A 19,972-nucleotide genomic window follows, 5' to 3' on the forward strand; every position below is an offset into this window, starting at 1 on the left:
CGGAATCATGTAACGCCGCACCGGATCCGCATAAAACGCCTCCGTCGACATCACCTCAAACGGCACCATCGTATTCACCATCTGCGGCGGCACCAACATCGACATCGTCGCCATCTGCGCCTGGTCGTCAGCCAGATCACTGTAGAAACGCTCGTCGACCAGATCCCCCAGCACCGCCCGCAACTGCGCCACGTTCTTCACGCAGTTCACCCGCTGCCACTGCGCCGACTCCCACTGCTCCCGGGTGACATCCCGCCAACCCGGGAAACGCGTCCAGTCCGGCTCCACCAGCGGGCGGCGGCGGTACTCGTAGGGCTGGCCCAGGGCGGGGGCGTCGATGGACGCGCCCGCGGCAGGCTCTGCGGTGATGGTCATCGTGCGTACCCCCACATGTTGCGGATGTGTTGGAAAGGTCGCCGGCCGCGCGGGTCGCGGACGGGGTGGAACAGAATCAACGCCGGCCGGCGCCCGCGAGGGCGCGCAGGACCACGGTGTCGTCGGTGCTGCGCTGAGCGGGCAGTTCCCGCCGGGGCGGCGCCGTGACGACGGGGACCGTCGCCGCGGGCGCGGTCGCCCGCTCGCACGGGATGCCGTGCCAGGCGGTGTACTCCGGGAGGGTCTCGCCCTTCATCAGCAGCGAGAGCGGGCCGAGCGAGGCCCCGCGGGAGAGCACCGAGTCGTACAGGACGATGGCCATGTTCCCGACCGACGTCTCCGCCTCCACCCGCATACTGCTGGACTTGAACACCCGGTCCTCGAACAGGTGGTTCTGCAGGACGCTGCCGTAGTTGAGCGCGGCGTAGTCGCCGATCTCCACCAGGTCCCACTCGGAGAACAGGGTGGTCGCCAGATAGACGCGCCTGCCGAGCTTCACGCCCATCAGGCGGAAGAACGGCGCGGCGAACGGCGTGCCGAGGAAGACGGAGACCGACGGGGAGAAGACCGACTCGTAGATGCCGTTGATCATCTCGTTCAGCCAGACGTACACCGACCACAGTGGCTTCACGACCGGCTTGAAGGTACCCATGATGGCCTTCTTCATGAAGGCCACGAACAGCATCGCCGCGACGGCGAAGCCCATCGCCACCACCGGCGCGACCAGGGTGACCTTGAGGACGCCGCCGGTGGACAGCGCCCACCACAGGCAGTAGAGGTAGGGCACCAGCGCGGCGAGCGCCGCGTAGTACGGGATCAGCACGCGCAGGCCGTCGATGATCGCCCGCTGCAGGTACAGCCCCAGCGACGGCTGGAAGATGACGGCCGCGTCGAACGACTCGACCTTGACCCGGTGGGTCAGCGTGAACGCCTCCGAGCCCAGGCCCTCCCAGCCGTCCGGCGTGGTGTCCATGCCCGAGGGGGGCAGGGACTGCACGCCCAGCAGGCCGTTGTCGCCCATGCTCTTGCCCATCGGCAGAATGGCGCTGTTGCCGACGAAGCTGCGGGCGCCGATCCGGTTCCAGTCGACCTGGAACACGCCGTGGTGCACCCGCTTGCCGCCGATGATCGCGCCGTCGGCGAAGAAGCTCTCCGGGCCGATCTCGGTCAGCTCCGGCTGCATACTCCAGATCGTCGAGATCTCCGCCCGGCGGGCGATCTTCGCGCCGAACATCCGCAGGAACGGCGGCAGGTACAGCGTCGTGTAGACCGGGAGGAACGCCTGCTTCACCCGCTTCATCAGCAGGTCCGACATCCACTTGCGGACGTAGGTGACGCTCTCGGTCGGGTACTCCCCCGGCTCGATCCGGTGCAGGATGACCCACTTGAGCACGGCGGAGAAGGCGGCCGTGAACACCAGGACGACCGGTACCGCGACCGCGAGGATCGCCACCGACGTGGAGATGCCCAGGTGCAGCAGCATCCACCGGAACAGGAACATCAGCCCCAGGAACATGCCGGCGCCGAGCCAGAAGAAGAAGTCCACGGCGGCCACGTGCAGCCAGCCGAAGAAGAACCGGCGGGCGGTGGAGGCGTGCACCGTGCGGCTGGGCAGCTCGACCCGCGCCGGGATGGCCGGCGAGCCGCGGCGCTGCTCGCCGTCGGCCATGACGTGGCCGTCGGGCAGCAGCGACTGGTCGTCCAGCGCGCAGTCGTCGCCCATGACGGTGTCCAGGCCCAGGGCGGAGTGCTGGCCGACGAAGCAGCGGTCGCCGATGTCGATCCGCCCGATCTTGAGCAGGCCGTCCTCGACCCGCCAGCCCATGAGCTGGGTGTCCGCGCCGATGCTGGTGTCGTCGCCGATCTCCAGCAGGTCCCACGCCCCCACCTGGCCGGTGAGCAGGTGGCAGCGCTTGCCCACCCGGGCGCCCATCAGGCGGTAGTACAGCGGCATGACCGGCGTGCCGACCAGCGACTCGGCCCCGCTCATCGCGGTGAACCGGGCGGCCAGCCAGAACCGGAAGTAGTAGAAGCTCCACAGCTTGTGCTCGCCGGGCTTGTACCGCCCGATGAGCACCCACTTGGCGCCGATCGCCAGCAGGATGACGATCGGCCAGGCGCCGAGCGCGAGCAGGCCGACGATGATCACGTACCAGAGCGTCGCCACCTCGCCGAGGACCCAGAAGACGGTGAGGAAGAACAGGACGGCCGGCAGCAGCGCGAAGATCGCGCCGAAGAGGTACATCGACAGCGCCTGGAGCGTCCAGGTCGTCCAGCGGCTCAGCTTCGACTGGCTCTCGTACACCTCCCGGGCCGTCGGGCCGGTGGGCCCGGCCGGGACGCCGCCGCCGGCCGACGGGGGGCCGAAGGTCTCCAGGTACGCGGCGAGCGCCCGGACCGAGGGGAACTTGTACATGTCGCGCACGGTCACCATGTGCCCGACGCTGTCGCGCAGCGCCGTCGCGGCCCTGGCGGCGACGAGCGAGTGGCCGCCCAGGTCGACGAAGAAGTCGGCGGTCACCGACACCGCCGGCGCGCCGAGCACGTCGGCGTACACCCGGGCGAGCGCCACCTCCATGTCGGTGGCCGGCGGTTCGACGTCGCCGAGCGCCCGGGTGAGCGGGCTGGCCGGCGGCGGCAGCAGCTTGCGGTCCACCTTGCCGCTGGTGGTGCGCGGCATCTCCGGCATGACGTCGAGGAAGTTCGGCAGCATGTACGGCATGAGGCGGTCCTGGGCGAGCCGCAGGACGCCGTCGCGGTCGAGGTGCGCGGCGGGCGCGTCGGTGACGACGTACGCCGCGATCTCCTGGATGCCCTCGATCTCCACGACCTTCACGGCCGCGGCCTTGATCTGCGGCCACTCGGTGAGCACGGACTCGATCTCGCCCAGCTCGACCCGGTTGCCGCGGATCTTGACCTGGCCGTCGATCCGGCCGAAGAACTCGTACTCCCCGTCGTCGTTGACCCGCACCAGGTCGCCGGTGCGGTAGATCCGGCAGGGGTCGTCGCCGTCCATGCTCACGAAGGTCTTCGCGGTCAGGTCGGGCTGGCGCACGTACCCGCGGGCCAGCGTCTCGGACCGGATCACCAGCTCGCCGGACTCGCCGCGGGCCACCGGGCGCAGCTCCTCGTCGACGACCTCCAGGTGGTACCCGCGCAGCGGCCGGCCGATGTTGATCGGCTGGCCGGCGCGGCAGCGGAAGGCGGTGGTGTTGACGGTCGCCTCGGTGGGGCCGTAGACGTTCCACAGCGCCAGGCCGGGGCGGTCCCAGCGGGCGACCAGGTCCGGCGGGCAGACCTCGCCGGAGAGCACGACGGTGGTCAGGCTGGGCACCGGCACGCCGAGCGTGGCCAGCACCGTCGGCACGGTGGAGAAGTAGTTGACCTCCAGCTCCGCCAGGTGCCGGGCCAGGTCGTCGCCGAACTTGGGCGCGCCCAGCTCGGGCACCACGAGGGTGGAGCCGTTGGAGAACGCCATCCAGATCTCCTCGATGCTGCCGTCGAAGCAGAGCGAGAATCCCTGGTACACCCGGTCGGTCGGCGCGGTCGCGCAGACCTCGTTGAAGGCGTGGACGAAGCGGGTCACGTTCCGGTGCTCGGTCATGATGCCCTTGGGCCGACCGGTGGTGCCGGAGGTGTAGATCACGTAGGCGAGGTCGAACGGGGAGACGTGGCCCAGCGACGGCTCTGGCTCGGCCGGGGCGGGCGCCTCCAGGGCGACGCACGGCGAGTGGACCCCGATGACCTCGACCCGGATGTGCGGGTAGGCGTCGGCGGTGCGCGGGGCCAGGTCCTCGTCGGTGAGGCAGAGGACGACGCCCAGCTCGTCGCTGATGTGGCGGATCCGCTCGGTCGGGTAGCCGGGGTCGATCGGCACGTAGACGACGCCGGCCTTGTGGCAGGCGAGGATCGCGGCGACGGCGAGGTCGGAGCGGTGCAGGAACAGGGCGACGTACTCGCCGCGGCGGGCGCCGAGCGACTTGATGTGCCGGGCGAGCCGGTTGGCGGCGGCGTCCAGCTGAGCGTAGGTGGTCTCCCGGGGGCCGCAGGTCACCGCGATCGCGTCCGGCGACTTGCGTGCAGTGGCCTCGAAGAGCTCGTGCAGGCACAGCTCCGCTGCCGACTCCATGGCGGTCCTTTCTCCAGCTCTGGCACAGGGCACTCGCACCGCGGGTGGGCGGACGAGCAGTGGGGTGAGTCCACAGGCGAGCGAAAGAACCCGCTATGCCGGAATTGTGTGGGCATTCCGGCCGCCGGCGCCGTGCGCCCGGGGTGTTCGCTCGCGTTCGCCGTGTTTACGCGATCATCACCGGCGGACCGACGTGCGCGCTTGACCGACCACAAAGACGGAACGACTATGGCCGCGATCGCGGTACGCCGCAACTCGACGGGACCCACACTCAGGACGGTTGATCGGCACGATCGTCACGGGAACACCCATCTCTCGGCTTGGCTTGTGCCGAACTAGGCGGCTACGTGCGGTTCCTCCCCCATGACCCGGGCACGCTCGGCTATCGAACCGATGAACGCTGAGGAAAAGCTCGAAGCAACCTCGGAGCAAGCTCGGAGCCGTGCTTCTGTCCGGTATGTACGGTAAGAAACTACGACCATCAATACATTCTGTGATCACTGTCTCACAGGGGATCACGGGCTTGAAGATCGGTTCGTTCACGGAATGATGCAATGAGTGCCGTCGATTGACCGCTCGGCTACCGTTAGGCTGCCAACGACAGATATTCGCAGGACTCGCTACAGGAATTTGGATGCAGTCTGAAACCAACTGGGTGGCGGGAAACACCATTAGTCCGACGGCGCTCGACCATACGGTCACATCCGCGCGGGTCGAGCGGGTACTCGTCGTGGACGACGAACCGAACATCTGCGCGCTGCTCGCCGCGACGCTGCGCCTGGTGGAGTTCGACGTCCGCGTCGCCAACACCGGCACCGACGCGCTCGCCGTGGTCGAGGAGTTCGACCCGGACCTCGTGGTGCTGGACGTCATGCTCCCCGACCTGGACGGGTTCGCCGTCGCGCAGCGGCTGCGCGCCCAGGGGCGCCACGTGCCGATCGTCTTCCTCACCGCGCGCGACGCGGTCTCCGACCGCATCTCCGGCCTGACCGCCGGGGCCGACGACTACGTGACCAAGCCGTTCAGCCTGGAGGAGGTCGTGCTGCGGATCCGCGCGATCCTGCGCCGCAGCCGCCCCGAGGCCGACACCCCGCCGCCGACGCTCACCTTCGCCGACCTGGAGCTGGACGACGACGCCCACGAGGTCCGCCGCGGCGGCCGGCAGATCGACCTGTCGCCGACCGAGTTCAAGCTGCTCCGGTACCTGCTGCTCAACGCCGGCCGGGTGGTCAGCAAGGCGCAGATCCTGGACCGGGTGTGGGACTACGACTTCGACGGCGACGGCCGGATCGTCGAGTCGTACGTCTACTACCTGCGCCGCAAGATCGACCGGGACGGGCCGGCGCTGATCCACACCGTCCGCGGGGTCGGCTACACGCTGCGCCTGCCCCGCGAAGACACCTGAGCCGTGGACGACGCCGACGAGCCCACGCTCGACCTGCGTCCCCGGCCGCCCCGCCGCCGCTGGCCGCGCCCGTGGCGGCAGTGGACCCTGCGCTCGCGGCTCGTCCTGGTCGCCGCGGCGATGGCGGCGCTGGCCCTGGTCGTCGCCGACACCGCCGGGCTGGTCCTGCTCCGTAGCTACCTCACTGCCAAGATCGACCGGCAGCTCATCGGGCTCGGCCGGCCGTACACCCGCGGCGCCGACCTGGACACCGGCACGACCGCCAACGGCGGGCACCGCCGCGTCGCCAAGCGCCTCGGCCCCGACCAGGCGCTGATCGTCTTCGGTCCGGACGGCAACCGGCAGAACCGGCACGGCTGGATCACCGGCGCCTCGCAGCCGCGGCTGGAGCCGTTCGAGGCGCTGCTCGCCCGCGCGCGCACCCGCCAGCCGTACACCGTGCCGGCCACCGACGGCCAGACCGAGTGGCGGCTGCTCGCCGTCCCCGTCGGCAACACCGGCGGGCTGGTCCTGGTCGGGGTGGCGCTGGACGAGGTCGAGCAGACCAGCGAGCGCCTGCTGTTCATCGACATCGGCGTCACGGTGACCGTCCTGCTGGTGCTCGGCCTGCTGGGCCGCACCGTCGTCCGGCTCGGCCTGCTGCCGCTGACCCGGATGGGCGAGACCGCCGCCGCGATCACCCACGGGGGCCTGTCCCGGCGGCTCGACGACGACCCGCACACCGAGACCGGGCAGCTCGGCGTCGCGCTGAACACGATGCTCGCCCGCATCGAGTCCGAGGTCGCCGCCCGGCGCGCCTCGGAGGAGCGGCTGCGCCGGTTCGTCGCCGACGCCTCGCACGAACTGCGCACGCCGCTGACCTCGATCCGGGGCTTCGCCGAGCTGTACCGCCGCGGCGGCGCCCCGCCAGGCCCGGTCCTGGACGACACGATGTCCCGGATCGAGCAGGAGGCGACCCGGATGGCGGTGCTGGCCGAGGAGATGCTGCTGCTGGCCCGCCTCGACCAACGCCGGGCTCTCCAGCGGCGCCCCGTCGACCTGCTCCAGGTGGCGGCCGACACGATCCGCGACGCGCACGCCCGGGTACCCGAGCGGACCGTCCGGCTGGCCGCGCTGCACGACGACGCGACCGGCCTGGAGCCGGTGACGATCGCCGGGGACGAGCCGGGCCTGCGCCAGGTCGCGGCGAACCTCGTGGCCAACGCGCTCCAGCACACCGCCGCCCCGGCGACGGTGACGGTCCGCATCGGCCGGCAGCACCGCCCGGGCGACCACGGGCGGGCGGCCGCCGTCGGGGCCGACCGGGTCACCGGGCCGTGCGCCGTCCTGGAGGTGACCGACACCGGCGCGGGGGTGCCCGACGCGCACGCCGACCGGGTGTTCGAGCGGTTCTACCGCGGGGACTCCAGCCGCAGCCGAACGTCCCAGGCCGGGGGTACCGGGCTGGGACTGGCGATCGTGGCGGCGATCGTGACCGCGCACGGCGGGCGGGTCGAGCTGCACCGCCCGGCCGCCGGGGGCGCCACGTTCCGGGTCCTGCTGCCGGCGGACCAGCCCGCCCCGCCCCCGGCCCGGACCCCCGAGGTCGCCCGCTGATCACGCGGTCCCCGACCGGAAACGGCGCGGCAGGCGTCCGCGATCTCCCGGTCGCGCACCGATCGGAGCCGCCGCGGCGCCGGGGGCCGTACGCTTTGGTCAGGACGGCCCGGCGACGGGGCGACGGGTGCCGCGTCGCCCGGGGCGGGCCGGTCGCGTTCGGGTGGGGAGTGGAGGCAGGGTGGCGGTCGAGGTCCGTGCGGTGGTCGCGTCAGGCAAGGGTGGGCCGGCCGCGCTCACGACGATCGTGGTCCCGGACCCGGGGCCGGGCGAGGCGGTCGTCGACGTGCAGGCGTGCGGCGTCTGCCACACCGACCTGCACTACGTGCAGGGCGGCATCGGCGACGAGTTCCCGTACCTGCTGGGGCACGAGGCGGCGGGCGTGGTCTGCGCCGTCGGCCCCGGCGTCACCGACGTCGCCCCCGGCGACTTCGTCGTGCTCAACTGGCGGGCCATCTGCGGCTCCTGCCGGGCGTGCCGCCGCGGCCGGCCGTGGTACTGCTTCGCCACCCACAACGCGACGCAGAAGATGACCCTGACCGACGGCACGCCGCTGTCGCCCGCGCTGGGCATCGGCGCGTTCGCCGAGAAGACGCTGGTGGCCGCAGGCCAGTGCACCAAGGTCGACCCCGGCGTACCGGCGACCGTCGCGGGCCTGCTGGGCTGCGGCGTCATGGCCGGGATCGGCGCGGCCGTGCACACCGGCGGCGTCCAGCGCGGCGACAGCGTCGCGGTGTTCGGCTGCGGCGGGGTCGGCGACGCCGCCATCGCGGGCGCGGCGCTGGTCGGGGCCACGACGATCATCGGCGTGGACGTGGACGACCGGAAGCTGGACTGGGCCAGGGAGTTCGGCGCCACCCACACGGTCAACTCGGCGACGACGGACCCGGTGGCGGCGATCCGGGGCCTCACCGGCGGCCACGGCGTCGACGTGGCGATCGAGGCGGTCGGCGCGCCGCAGGTGTACGAGCAGGCCTTCTACTCCCGCGACCTCGCCGGCACCGTCGTGCTCGTCGGGGTGCCGCGGCCCGAGATGGAGCTGACGCTGCCGATGCTGGAGGTGTTCGGGCGCGGCGGCGCGCTGAAGTCCTCCTGGTACGGCGACTGCCTGCCCGAGCGCGACTTCCCGGTCCTGGTCGACCTGCACCGGCAGGGCCGGCTGCCGCTGGACCGGTTCGTCACCGAGACGATCGGCATCGGCGACGTGGCGGCGGCGTTCGAGAAGATGGAGCGCGGCGAGGTCCTGCGCAGCGTGGTGGTGCTGCCGTGAGCGCGCGCGTCGACCGGGTCGTCACGGCCGGGGTGTTCACGCTGGACGGCGGCACGTGGGAGGTGGAGAACAACGTCTGGCTCGTCGGCGACGACGAGGAGTGCGTGGTGATCGACGCGGCCCACGACGCCGGGGCCGTCGCCGCGGCCGTCGGCGACCGCCGCCTGGTGGCCGTCGTCTGCACCCACGCGCACAACGACCACGTCAACGCCGCCCCGGCGCTGGCCGACCGGTACGGGGCCCCGGTGCTGCTGCACCCCGACGACCGGCCGCTGTGGGACCTGACCCACCCCGGCCGGGCCCCGGACGCCGAGCTGGGCGACGGCGAAGTGATCAAGGTTGGGGGCGTGGAACTGCGGGTGCTGCACACGCCGGGGCACGCGCCCGGCGCGTGCTGCCTGTACGCGCCCGGGGCGGAGGTCGTGTTCACCGGGGACACGCTGTTCGCGGGCGGGCCCGGGGCGACCGGGCGGTCGTACTCCGACTTCCCCACGATCGTCGCCTCGATCCGGGACCGCCTGCTCACCCTGCCGCCGGAGACCACCGTCCACACCGGCCACGGGGCGTCCACCACGATCGGCGCCGAGGCGCCGGCCCTGCCGCGGTGGCTGGCCGAGGTCGCCGCCCGCTGAGGACCCGGGACCGCCGCCCGGCCAGTGCCGCCGGACGCCGGGGTCAGGGCCGCTCCGGGCCGGGGTCGGTACCACTCGCTCCGGCCGGGGTCAGGGCCGCTCCCGGCCGGCGGGCAGGTCCGCGTCGGCGAGGCTGGCCAGGGTGAGGTCGGCGTCGATCGGCTGGTCGGGCAGCGACGGCACGGCCACGACGTACAGGCCCGCGGCCCGCGCCGCCCGGGCGCCGGTGGGCGAGTCCTCGAACGCCACCGCGCGCGCCGGGCGCACCCCCAGCGCGGCGCAGGCCGCCAGGTAGACGTCCGGGGCCGGCTTCGGGGCGGGCACGTCGTCGGCGGTCACGACCGGCAGCGCGGCGAAGCCAGCCGCGGCCAGCGACAGGTCCACGAGCGCCCGGGGGCTGTTGCTGGCCACGGCCACCGGCCCCCGCGCCGCGCACGCGCCGACCAGCTCCCGCGCACCGGGCATGGCTTGGCAGTCGCGCCGGATCGCCTCCGCCGTGCGCGCCAGGAGGCGGTCGGCGATCGGCGCCGCGTCCTGCGGGCGGCCGAGCATGGCGGCCATCCGGGCGGCCGCGGCGCGGTACTGGGTGCCGATGAGCTGGGCCTGCTCGGCGTGGCCGTACACGCGGCCGTACTCGGCGAAGATGGACCGCTCGGCGGCGAACCAGCAGGGCTCGGTGTCCACGAGCAGGCCGTCGCAGTCGAAGACCACACCGTCCACGGTGTCCCATCTGATCACCGCTGGCACGTTACCCGCCGACCGCCCCCGGCGCGGCCGGGTCGCCGTTATAGTGCGCGCGGAGTGACCGGGACCCCACGCGGGTCCGACCCTGGGGAGGGCACCGATGTCGCCGATCCGTCCACTGTTCGCGGCCTGCTGCGCCGCGGCGCTGCTGGCCCCGGCGCTGCCGGCGCCGGCCGCGCCGCCGGGCGCCGGGCGCGCCGCCGCGCCCGCAGCCGCCGGCACCGAGCCGGTGTACGACTACGCCGAGGCCATCCGCGAGCAGCTCACCGTGGAGGTACCGGCCGACAGCGACGCCGACGGCACCCCGGACCGGGTGGCGGTGCGGGTGATCCGGCCGCGGACCGCCCCGGGCGTCCGGGTGCCGGTCATCTTCCAGCCGAGCCCGTACTACTCCGGCACGCTGGACGTCCCGATGCACGACGACATCGACCGCGCCGACGACGCCCTCGCCCCGCCGACCGCCCGCCGCGACCCGGCGCTGACCTTCGCCGACTACCTGGACAACTACTTCGTCCCGCGCGGGTACGCCGTCGTGTTCGCCGACAGCCTCGGCTCGGGCGGCTCCACCGGCTGCCCGACCAGCGGCGGCCGCAACGAGACGCAGGGTATGCGGGCGGTCGTCGACTGGCTCAACGGCCGGGCCCGCGGCGCCGACGCCGCCGGGGCGCCGGTGACCGCGGCCTGGAGCACCGGCCGCACCGGCATGATCGGCACCTCGTACAACGGCACCCTGCCCAACGCGGTGGCCGCCACCGGGGTGCCCGGCCTGGCGACCATCGTGCCGGTGGCCGCGATCTCCAACTGGTACGACTACTACCGCTCCGGCGGCGGCGTCGTGCACCCCGGCGGCTTCCTCGGCGAGGACGCCGACATCCTGGCCCGCGCGGTGCTGACCCGGCAGAACCCGGAGGTCTGCGCGCCGGTCCTGGCGGCGCTCGACAAGGCACAGGACCGGCGTACCGGGAACGTCAACACGTTCTGGCACGAGCGCAACTACGCGCGGTTCGCCGGCAACGTCAGGGCCAGCGTGCTGCTCGTGCACGGCCTGCACGACTGGAACGTGCGGATGGGCCATGTCGGGCCGTGGTGGTCGGCGCTGGCCACGCACGGGGTGCCCCGCAAGATCTGGCTGCACCAGGGCGCGCACAGCAGCCCGTTCGACGTCCGCCGGGCGCAGTGGCTGCGCACGCTGCACCGCTGGTTCGACCAGTGGCTGTACGGCGTGGACACCGGCATCATGCGGGAGCCGACGGCCTCGGTGGAGACCCGGCCGGGCACCTGGACCGAGGCCGCCGACTGGCCGGAGCCGGGTACGGCCACCGAGCGGATCCCGCTCGACGGCGGGCCCGCCGCCCTGCGCCTGACCCCGGGGCAGGCCGGCCGCTCCTTCACCGACGACCCCGCCAGGACCGCCGACGACCTGGTGGCCCGGGAGACCGGCGCCGACCCCGGCCGGCTCCAGTACGTGTCGGACCCGCTGCCCGCGCCCGTCCGGTACTCCGGCACCGGGAGCGTGACCGTGCGGGTCCGCGCGGCGGGGGCGTCGCCGTACCTGACCGCGCTGCTGGTGGACTACGGGCGGGCGAACCGGTTCCAGCGCACCGAGCGGCTGACCGACGAGCTGGACTGCATCGGGCCTGGCACCCCCGAGGACCCGGGCTGCTTCGCCAAGGCGCGGTACGTCCTGGCCGACACCCCGCACGAGATCGTCAGCCGCGGCTGGCTCGACCTGCGCAACCGGCACGGCCTGTGGGCCGACCGGCCGCTGCGGCCGGGCCGCTTCCACGAGGTCACGGTGCCGCTGCAGACCCAGGACCACGTGTTCCCGGCCGGCCACCGGCTGGGGCTGGTGCTGATCTCCACCGACCGCGCGCACACCCTGCGGTACCGCGCGGGCACCACCGTCGAGGTCGACGAGCGGCGCAGCGCCCTGCACCTGCCGATGCGGTTCGCCGGCCCCTGACCGCCGGCGCGGGCGGGGCGGCCGGTTGCCGCCGTTCCGCCCGCGCCTGTCGGCCCCGCCGGCTACCGTGCGGCCATGCCGTTACGCGTGCCGTTCACCGGCGACGAGAAGACCAGCCTGACGGTGGCGCTGGACCGCCACCGCGACGCGATCCTGTGGAAACTCGAAGGGCTCGACGACGCCCAGCTCCGGCGGCCGGTGACCCCGTCGGGCACCCACCTGCTCGGCCTCCTCAAGCACCTGGCCGCCGTCGAGTACGGCTGGTTCTGCGAGACCTTCGGGCGGCCGACGGAGCCGCTGCCCTTCGACGCCGACGACCCGGAGGCCGACCTGCGGGTCGGGCCGCACGAGTCGACGGCCGACATCTTCGCCTTCCACGCCCGCGCCCGCGCGGCCGCCGACGCGGTCATCGCCGACACGGCGCTGGAGACGCGCGGCACCGCCTGGTTCGGCGAGAAGGTCACCCTGCGCTGGGTCCTGGTGCATATGGTCGAGGAGACCGCCCGGCACGCCGGCCACGTCGACATCGTGCGGGAGCTGCTCGACGGCACGGTCGGGGACCACCGCCCCGACTGATCGGCCGGCGGCGTCCCGGTGGCCGACCGGCTCGCGGGCGGGGGGCCGTGCGGGCAGAGTGCGGTGCCCCCGGGGAACTCCGGCGGGCGCGGCAGCGACTGACGGGGTGCCGGCGCGCGGAGCGGCGGCTCCGTTCAGCCAGGAAGGCCGTGCCCGACGGGACGCTGGCCTCGGTCACGGCCGGCGGGGCGCCCGGCGAGACGACCCGCGTGGCCTTCGCGGTACCGGCGCTGACCGCCGACGACCTGCAGCGCACGGTGTTCGTCGACCCGTACCGGGCGCAGGTGCGCGGCACCCTGGACACCTCGTTCGGCGCGACGCCGGTCGCCGCGTGGCTCAGCGCGCTGCACAAGAACCTGCACCTGGGCGACGTGGGGCGATACTACTCGGAGCTGGCGGCGAGCTGGCTGTGGGTCCTGGTGCTGGGCGGGCTGGCCCTGTGGTGGCAGCGGCGGTACGGCCGGCGGACCGCCCGGCGGCTGCTCGTGCCCGACGGCCGCGGGCGCGGGGTCCGGCGCACCCGCGGCTGGCACGCGACCACCGGCGTGTGGCTGTCGGTCGTGCTGGTCGGGCTGTCGGCCACGGGCCTGACCTGGTCGCGGCACGCCGGGGCGCGGTTCGACGCCGTACAGGAGTGGGTCGGCGCGAGCCGGCCCGCCGTGGCGACGGCGCCCTCGGGCGCGGCCACCGGCGGCGCCCACACCGGCCACGGCGGGGACGCCGCCGGCCGCACGAGCCCCGCCGAGGCCGACACCGTGCTCGCGGCCGGCCGACGGGCGGGGCTGACCGGCCCGGTGCAGCTCACCCCGCCCGCGACACCGGGGCACGCCTGGGTGTTCGCGCAGACCGACAACGTGTGGCCGGTCCGGTACGACGCGCTGGCCGTGGACGGGGCCACCGGCCAGGTCACCGACCGCGTCCGCTGGCGGGAGTGGCCGGTGTTCGCCCAGCTCAGCAAGCTCGGCATCCAGGGCCACATGGGCAAGCTGTTCGGCGTCGCCAACCAGGTCCTGCTGGTGCTCGTCGCGGCGGGCCTGGTCGCCGGGATCTGCTGGGGGTACCGGATGTGGTGGCAGCGCCGGCCCGCCGCCGACCCGCGCCTGTGGCGGTGGGGGCGGGCGCCCCGGCGCGGCGCCTGGCGGGGCGCGCACCCGGTCGGCCTGGTCGCGGCGGCCGTCGCGGTCGGGGCGGTCGGCTGGGCGCTGCCGGTCCTGGGGGTGAGCCTGCTGGGCTTTCTGGCCGTTGACCTGATTCGCGGCTGGCGGACCGGCCAGAAATCGGATCCGTCATCGACGGTGTCCACTATGTCGACCAGCTAGCCGTTAGGGTCGGTCCCGACACGCGCGGGTCACCGCACCGGCGTCCCGTCGCCTGCCGTCGGACGCGGTCACGACCCGGCCAGAGAATCCAGCTACGCGGTGGGGGGTACGGGTGCGCAGGGCGCGAATCTGGTGCGGATGGCTGACCGCGGCGGCGCTGCTGGTCACCGGGCTGCCCGCGAGCGCCGCGCCCCCGCCGGCCCCGCCCGCCGGCACCGGGTCGGCGGCGATCGTCGCCCTGGCGCGGGCCGAGGTGGGGCGCGCCGCCAGCGGGCGCAAGTGCCAGCCCTACGGGCCGATGTGTACCGACTGGTGCGCGATGTTCGCCACCTGGGTGTGGGAGCAGGCCGGGGTGCCGGGGGTGCCGCGCGGCCAGTACGTGGCGACCGCGCTCGGCGTGTGGGGCCAGCAGCGGGGCCTGTACAGCGCCCGCCCGCCGGGCACCCGCGGCGGCGGCCCGCTGCCCGGCGACCTGGCGGTCTACGGCGTCCCGGGCCACGACCTGGGCGGACACGTCGCCGTGGTCAGCGCCGTCCACCCCGACGGCACCCTGAGCACCGTGGACGGCAACTACGGCAACCGCGTGGTGGAGCGGCGCCTCGACCCGCTGACCGCCCGCGCGGGCGCCGACGACGTCCCCATCTCCGGCTACGTCCGCGCCCCGGGCGGCGCGCCGCCGGCCCGGCCGGCCGCGGTCGCCCCCGCGGTGCCGCCGGGCCCGCCGGCCGCGCCCGGCAACGCCCCGGCCCTCGCGGCCGTCGACGGCGACGGCCGCCTGTTCGGGTACTCCCCCGCCGCCGGGAGCCGCGCGACCGCCGGGCCGAAGGCCCGCCCGGCCCGCTGGCACGACACCGCCCGGGACTGGTCGGCGACGACCGCGCTCACCCGGGCGGACGTCGACCGCGACGGCCGGCCGGACCTGATCGCGGTCCGCACCGACGGCACGCTCGCGGTCCACCAGCATGCCGGGGCCGCGACCCCGGCCGCCACCCCGCCGTACGGCGAGGCGACGTGGTCGACGCCCGGGCAGTGGGGTTTCCTGCGGCTGCTCGCGGCCGGCGACCTGACCGGGGACGGCTATGCCGACCTCGTCGGCGTGGACGCGGCCGGCGGTCTCGTCGGCTTCGTGAACACCCGGGACCCGCGGCAGCCGTTCACCGGCCAGCCGGCCTGGCGGATCGCGGACTGGGTCGGCACCCGCCAGCTTGTGGCGACCGACCTGGACGGGGACCGGCTCGCCGACCTCGTGGTCGCCGGCACGGACGGCTCGCTCCAGGGCTTCGTGCGGCGCCCCGGGCCGGTGCCGTTCGGTACCCCCGCCTGGCGCAGCACCGACCCCCGCTGGGCGGCCCACCGGCAGCTCGCCGCGACCGACGCCGACGGCGACCGGTACGGCGACCTCATGGGCGTCGCCCCGGACGGCGACCTGGTCGTCTACCGCCACGGGCGGGCCGGCGCCCCCTACGGGGCGGAGGCGTGGCGGGTCCGCGGCCCGTGGCTCACCACCCGCGCCCTGACCTGAACCGCTGCCCGCTGAACCGTCCCCCGCTGAAACACCGCCCGCTGAACCGCCGCCCCGGCGGCCCGGCGGGCGTCACAGGCGCAGGTGCGGCCAGTCCAGTACGCCCGCGCCCAGGTCCCGGACGGCGGCGAGCAGGCCCAGGCGGGCGGCGCGCAGCGCCGGCTCCTCGGCCATGACGAACACCTCGTCGAAGAACGCGCGCACCGGCGCCACGAGCCGCCCCGCCACCTTGGCGAACTCGTCCAGCTCCGGGTGCGCGGGCAGCTCGGCGCGGACGGCGGACAGGGTCTCGTGCAGCGTCCGCTCGGCCGGCTCCACCAGCGCCGCCGCGTCGTAGCCGGCGGCCACGTCGTCGGGCACGATCCGGCGGCAGCGCTGGATCGCCTCGGCCAGCGCGCGGAACTGGTCGCTCTCCACCGCCGCGGCGAGCTGGGCCAGCACCCGGTCGGTCCGCACGGGCCGGTCGGCGTGCGGGAGGACGGCGCGCACCCGGTCCACCGGCTGGCCCTCCTCCCCGAGGAGCTGCGCGAAGCGGGCGGTCAGGAACTCGGCCGTCGCGGCCAGCACCTCGGCCGGCACCGGTACCGGCTGCCGGGCCGCCGCGGCGGCCAGCGCCTCCCGCAGGCTGAGCGCGGCGAACGCCGGCTGGCTGCGGTGGACGGCCAGCAGCCCGAGCGCGGCCCGGCGGACGGCGAACGGGTCGCTGCTGCCGGTCGGCAGGCCGATCGTCGCGGCGAGCCCGACGACGAGGTCGAGCCGGTCGGCCAGCGACAGCACCGCCCCCGGCAGCGAGGCCGGCACGGCGTCCCCGGCGGCCCGCGGCTGCTCGGCCTCGGACACCGCGTCGGCCACGGCGGCCGGCTCCCCGGCGTGCCGCAGGTAGTCCGCGGCCATCACGCCGGCCAGGCTGGTCAGCTCCATCACCATCTGCGCGCCGAAGTCCACCTTGACCAGGGCGGCCGCCCGGTCGAGGGTGGCCCGCTCGGCGCCGCCCAGCGCGATCGCGTCGGCCAGCGTCGCCGCCAGCCCGCCGATCCGCGCGGCCCGGTCGGCCATCGACCCGAGCTTGTCGGTGAACGTCAGCCGGGCCAGCCGGCCGCGCAGCTCGTCCAGCGGCGTGCGCCGGTCGGCGCGGTAGAAGAAGGCGGCGTCCTCGTACCGGGCGCGCAGCACGGCCTCGTTGCCCGCCCGCACCTGGTCGACGTCCACCGCCCCGTTGGCGACGGCGACGAAGTGCGGCAGCAGCCGCCCGTCGGCACCGCGCACCGGCAGGTACCGCTGGTGCTTGCGCATGACCGTGGTGAGGACCGCCTCGGGCAGCTCCAGGTACCCCGGGTCGAACGCGCCCAGCAGCGGCGTCGGCTGCTCGACCAGGTACGTCACCTGCGCGATCAGGCCCGCCTCGCCGGCCAGGTCCACGACGCCGCCGACCTGGGCGGCCAGCGCCGCCGCGCCCGCGCGGATGGCGTCGGCCCGCTCCTGCGGGTCCACGACGATGCCGGCCGCGGCGACCGTGCCCGCGTACCCGTCGGCGACGGCCACCTCGACGACCGGGGCGGCCGCCGTGCGGTGTACCCGGGTGGTCCGGCCGGCGGCGAGGCCCGACACGGCGACCGGTACGACGTCGGCGCCCCACAGCGCCAGCAGCCACCGGATCGGCCGGGTGAACGACAGCTCCGGGTCCGACCAGCGCATGTTCTTCGCCGACCGCAGCGCCGCGACCGCGCCGCCCAGCACCTCGGCGAGCACCTCCGCGGCCGGCCGCCCGGCCTCCTCGCGGCGCACCGCCAGGTGCACGACCCCGCCGATCTCGATTTCGGCCAGGTCGGCGACCTCGACCCCCTGGGACCGGGCGAAGCCCTGCACCGCCGGGGTGGGCAGCCCGTCCCGGTAGGCGGCGGCGACCTTGGGGCCCTTCACGGTCCGGGTGTGGTCCGGCTCGCGGGCGCCCACCTCCGCCACGACCGCCACCAGGCGGCGCGGCGTCGCCTGGACGGTGACGGCCCCGTGCGCCAGGCGGGTCGCGCCGAGCCGGTCGGCGACCTCGCGCCGGAGCTGGGCGGTGGCCGCGCGCGCCTCGGCCGGCGGCATCTCCTCGGTACCCACCTCGAAGACCAGCGTGCGCGCCGCGTCGTCGGCCGGCACGGGCGACTGGGCGGCCGGCCGGGCCGGGGCCGGCGGCGTGGCGATCCCCAGCGGGTGCGACAGCGCCGCCCGGCGCGCCACCCACAGCCGGGCCACCTCGCCGGCCAGCCGGCGCATCCGGGCGAACTCCGCCGCCCGCTCCGCCGTCGAGACCGCGCCGCGGGCGTCCAGGACGTTGAAGGCGTGCGAGCACTTGAGGACGTAGGTCTGGGCCGGTACGGGCAGCTCCGCGTCGATCAGCCGCTGCGCCTCGGCCGCGTACGCCTCCAGCAGCGCCCGGTTGGTGTCCACGTCGGCATCGTCCAGGTAGTACCGCGACATCTCGTACTCGGCCTGCCCGAACACCTCGCCGTAGGTGACGCCCTCGGCGTACCGGATCTCCTTGAAGTGCGTGACCCCCTGGAGCGCCATGATGATCCGCTCGACGCCGTAGGTGATCTCCACCGACGGCGGGTCGAGGTTCAGGCCGCCGGCCTGCTGGAAGTACGTGAACTGGGTGATCTCCAGACCGTCCAGCCACACCTCCCAGCCCAGCCCCCACGCGCCCATCCCCGGGTTGGCCCAGTTGTCCTCGACGAAGCGGACGTCGTGCGCCGCGACGTCGATGCCCAGGGCGGCGAGGCTGCCCAGGTACAGCTCCTGGGGGTTGGTCGGCTCCGGCTTCAGGATCACCTGGAACTGGGTGTGGCACTGCACCCGGTTCGGGTTGTCGCCGTACCGCGAGTCGTCCGGCCGCACCGACGGCTCCACGTACGCCACCCGCCACGGCTCCGGGCCGAGGATGCGCAGGAACGTCGCCGGGTTCAGCGTGCCGGCGCCGACCTCGGTGTTCATCGGCTGCACGGTCAGACAGCCGTGCCCCGCCCAGTACTCCGCCAGCCGCGCCAGGGCCTGCTGCATCGTCAGCATCTCGGTCAGAACTCCGTCCGTACGCGCGCCGGGAGGGACCGCGGCAGTCTATCCGCGCCCGCTGGCCGCGCGTTTTGTCGCCCTCTCCGGGGGTACGCCCGAAGCACGCGACCGCCCCGCAGGAGGTAGCCATGACGCGCAGCGACGCCCCCCGGACCCCCGGGGTCGCCTTCCCGTACGAGAGCCCGCCGCCCGGCGTGCCCGGCTCCCGCCTCACCGTGCGCAGCGGGGCGTTCCCCGACAACGGCGCGCTGCCCGACCACCTGTCGCGCCGGGGCGGCAACGTGTCGCCGCCGCTGGCCTGGGACGGCGTACCGGACACGGCGGAGGAGCTGATCCTGCTCTGCGAGGACCCCGACGCCCCCGGCCCGCAGCCGTTCCTGCACTGGCTCGTCACCGGCATCGACCCGCGGACCTCCGGGATCCCCGAGGGCGAGGTGCCGGCAGGCGCGCGGGAGTGGCCCAACGGGTACGGCGAGACCGGCTGGGGCGGACCGCAGCCGCCGGTCGGGGACGGGCCGCACCGGTACTACTTCCGCCTCATCGCGGTCGACGCGCCGCTGGACCTGCCGGCGGAGCCGCACGTGGACGACGTGGAGCGGGCGCTCGCGGGCCACGCGCTGGCGGGCGCGGCGACGGTGGGGATGTTCGCGCGCTGACGGCCGGCGGGAGCGGGCCGGCGGGTGGCCGGCGGGTTGGGTAGGCTGGGCGCGTGCGCCGGTCCGCCGGGGCGCGCGCCCTCGTAGCTCAGGGGATAGAGCAACGGTTTCCTAAACCGCAGGTCGGAAGTTCGAATCTTCTCGGGGGCACCGATCCTGACCGCGTACCGATTCGCGCCGCCCAGGGCGGTGCGCCCTCGTTCCTGAACAAGGTTCGGGAGCTGGCTGCGCCTACCACCCCGACAGGTCGACAATCTGGACACGGGCGCCAATGTCGAATCGCGCTCCGCTGCCGCGGGTGCCGCGATCTGCATTCACTCCCTAAATCACTCCGTGGTTCCGTCTTCCGGGACCACGGACGTCAGGCAATTGTGGACGTACACCGGGCGGCTGCGGCGACCTCGCGGCAGTCGCCCGGATCCGGGCCGCCTGACGACGTGAGGAGAGCTGGTGGACTACCTCCTGGCAGCCATGATCGGCATCGTATGGGGATTCGCCATCGGTGTCTTTACGCTGCGCGGAGTCGCCCGCTGGTGTCCGGACTGCGGAAGGAGAGTGACGTGTGGCGTATGTGATCAGGCGCCGGCTGCCGCGGTGGTCCCACGCCATCAGCGGGCAGGAGGGAGGTGAGTGGACGCGTCGAACTCGGCGAGTCACGGGAACCGCGAAACACGTCGGGGAATCGCTACGGCGGACGCGATCCTGGCGCAGCACCGACAGGTGGGAAG

The 19,972-nt window shown here is 74.4% G+C and carries 12 protein-coding genes, 1 tRNA gene and 1 pseudogene; 10 read left to right on the forward strand and 4 right to left on the reverse strand.

The annotated features are described in order from the left end of the window. Both IEY75_RS05160 and IEY75_RS05165 read right to left on the reverse strand, forming a co-directional pair. Positions 1-375, reverse strand: a pseudogene (locus tag IEY75_RS05160) (lysine 2,3-aminomutase); the annotation flags it as partial. Positions 376-451: 76 nt separating this feature from the next. After that, entirely contained in the window at positions 452-4,504 is a 4,053-nt protein-coding gene (locus tag IEY75_RS05165) for a Pls/PosA family non-ribosomal peptide synthetase (RefSeq protein WP_189113050.1), read from the reverse strand. 634 nt (positions 4,505-5,138) lie between these two features. Between IEY75_RS05165 and IEY75_RS05170 the strand changes: the two genes are divergently transcribed. From IEY75_RS05170 to IEY75_RS05185, 4 genes are all read left to right on the forward strand, one after another. Beyond that, positions 5,139-5,909, forward strand: a complete 771-nt coding sequence (locus tag IEY75_RS05170; RefSeq protein ID WP_189113051.1) for a response regulator transcription factor — start codon at positions 5,139-5,141, stop codon at positions 5,907-5,909. 3 nt (positions 5,910-5,912) lie between these two features. Further along, positions 5,913-7,505 (forward strand): sensor histidine kinase, encoded by a 1,593-nt coding sequence (locus IEY75_RS05175; RefSeq protein ID WP_229789368.1) that lies wholly within the window; start codon positions 5,913-5,915, stop codon positions 7,503-7,505. Positions 7,506-7,686: 181 nt separating this feature from the next. Continuing rightward, positions 7,687-8,775 (forward strand): S-(hydroxymethyl)mycothiol dehydrogenase, encoded by a 1,089-nt coding sequence (locus tag IEY75_RS05180; RefSeq protein WP_189113052.1) that lies wholly within the window; start codon positions 7,687-7,689, stop codon positions 8,773-8,775. Next, the gene (locus tag IEY75_RS05185) at positions 8,772-9,407 is read left to right on the forward strand and encodes an MBL fold metallo-hydrolase (protein WP_189113053.1); all 636 of its coding nucleotides are present in this window, start codon (positions 8,772-8,774) and stop codon (positions 9,405-9,407) included. Before IEY75_RS05180 ends, IEY75_RS05185 begins: the two co-directional genes overlap by 4 nt. A 90-nt stretch (positions 9,408-9,497) precedes the next feature. Here the strand turns inward: IEY75_RS05185 and IEY75_RS05190 are convergent, their stop codons facing one another. Beyond that, positions 9,498-10,145 (reverse strand): HAD family hydrolase, encoded by a 648-nt coding sequence (locus IEY75_RS05190; protein ID WP_189113054.1) that lies wholly within the window; start codon positions 10,143-10,145, stop codon positions 9,498-9,500. Between the two features lie 106 nt (positions 10,146-10,251). On the opposite strand from IEY75_RS05190, the gene IEY75_RS05195 reads away from it, so the two are divergent. From IEY75_RS05195 to IEY75_RS05210, 4 genes are all read left to right on the forward strand, one after another. Next, positions 10,252-12,114, forward strand: a complete 1,863-nt coding sequence (locus tag IEY75_RS05195) for a Xaa-Pro dipeptidyl-peptidase (RefSeq protein WP_189113055.1) — start codon at positions 10,252-10,254, stop codon at positions 12,112-12,114. A gap of 75 nt (positions 12,115-12,189) precedes the next feature. After that, positions 12,190-12,690, forward strand: coding sequence for a DinB family protein (locus IEY75_RS05200; RefSeq protein ID WP_189113056.1), 501 nt, complete (start codon positions 12,190-12,192; stop codon positions 12,688-12,690). Positions 12,691-12,839: 149 nt separating this feature from the next. After that, the gene (locus IEY75_RS05205; protein WP_189113057.1) at positions 12,840-14,009 is read left to right on the forward strand and encodes a PepSY-associated TM helix domain-containing protein; all 1,170 of its coding nucleotides are present in this window, start codon (positions 12,840-12,842) and stop codon (positions 14,007-14,009) included. Between the two features lie 112 nt (positions 14,010-14,121). Beyond that, positions 14,122-15,531 (forward strand): FG-GAP-like repeat-containing protein, encoded by a 1,410-nt coding sequence (locus IEY75_RS05210; RefSeq protein WP_189113058.1) that lies wholly within the window; start codon positions 14,122-14,124, stop codon positions 15,529-15,531. 72 nt (positions 15,532-15,603) lie between these two features. On the opposite strand, the gene IEY75_RS05215 is transcribed toward IEY75_RS05210, so the two are convergent. Further along, entirely contained in the window at positions 15,604-18,594 is a 2,991-nt protein-coding gene (locus tag IEY75_RS05215) for a glycine--tRNA ligase (protein ID WP_189113371.1), read from the reverse strand. Positions 18,595-18,716: 122 nt separating this feature from the next. Here IEY75_RS05215 and IEY75_RS05220 point away from each other — a divergent pair, with 122 nt between their 5' ends. Together IEY75_RS05220 and IEY75_RS05225 are read left to right on the forward strand one after the other, a co-directional pair. Beyond that, positions 18,717-19,244 (forward strand): YbhB/YbcL family Raf kinase inhibitor-like protein, encoded by a 528-nt coding sequence (locus tag IEY75_RS05220; RefSeq protein ID WP_189113059.1) that lies wholly within the window; start codon positions 18,717-18,719, stop codon positions 19,242-19,244. A gap of 77 nt (positions 19,245-19,321) precedes the next feature. Beyond that, positions 19,322-19,394, forward strand: a tRNA-Arg gene (locus IEY75_RS05225). Positions 19,395-19,972: the final 578 nt, after the last annotated feature.

Origin of the sequence: Pilimelia terevasa (assembly GCF_014647915.1) — a bacterium.
Classification (GTDB): Bacteria; Actinomycetota; Actinomycetes; order Mycobacteriales; family Micromonosporaceae; genus Pilimelia; species Pilimelia terevasa.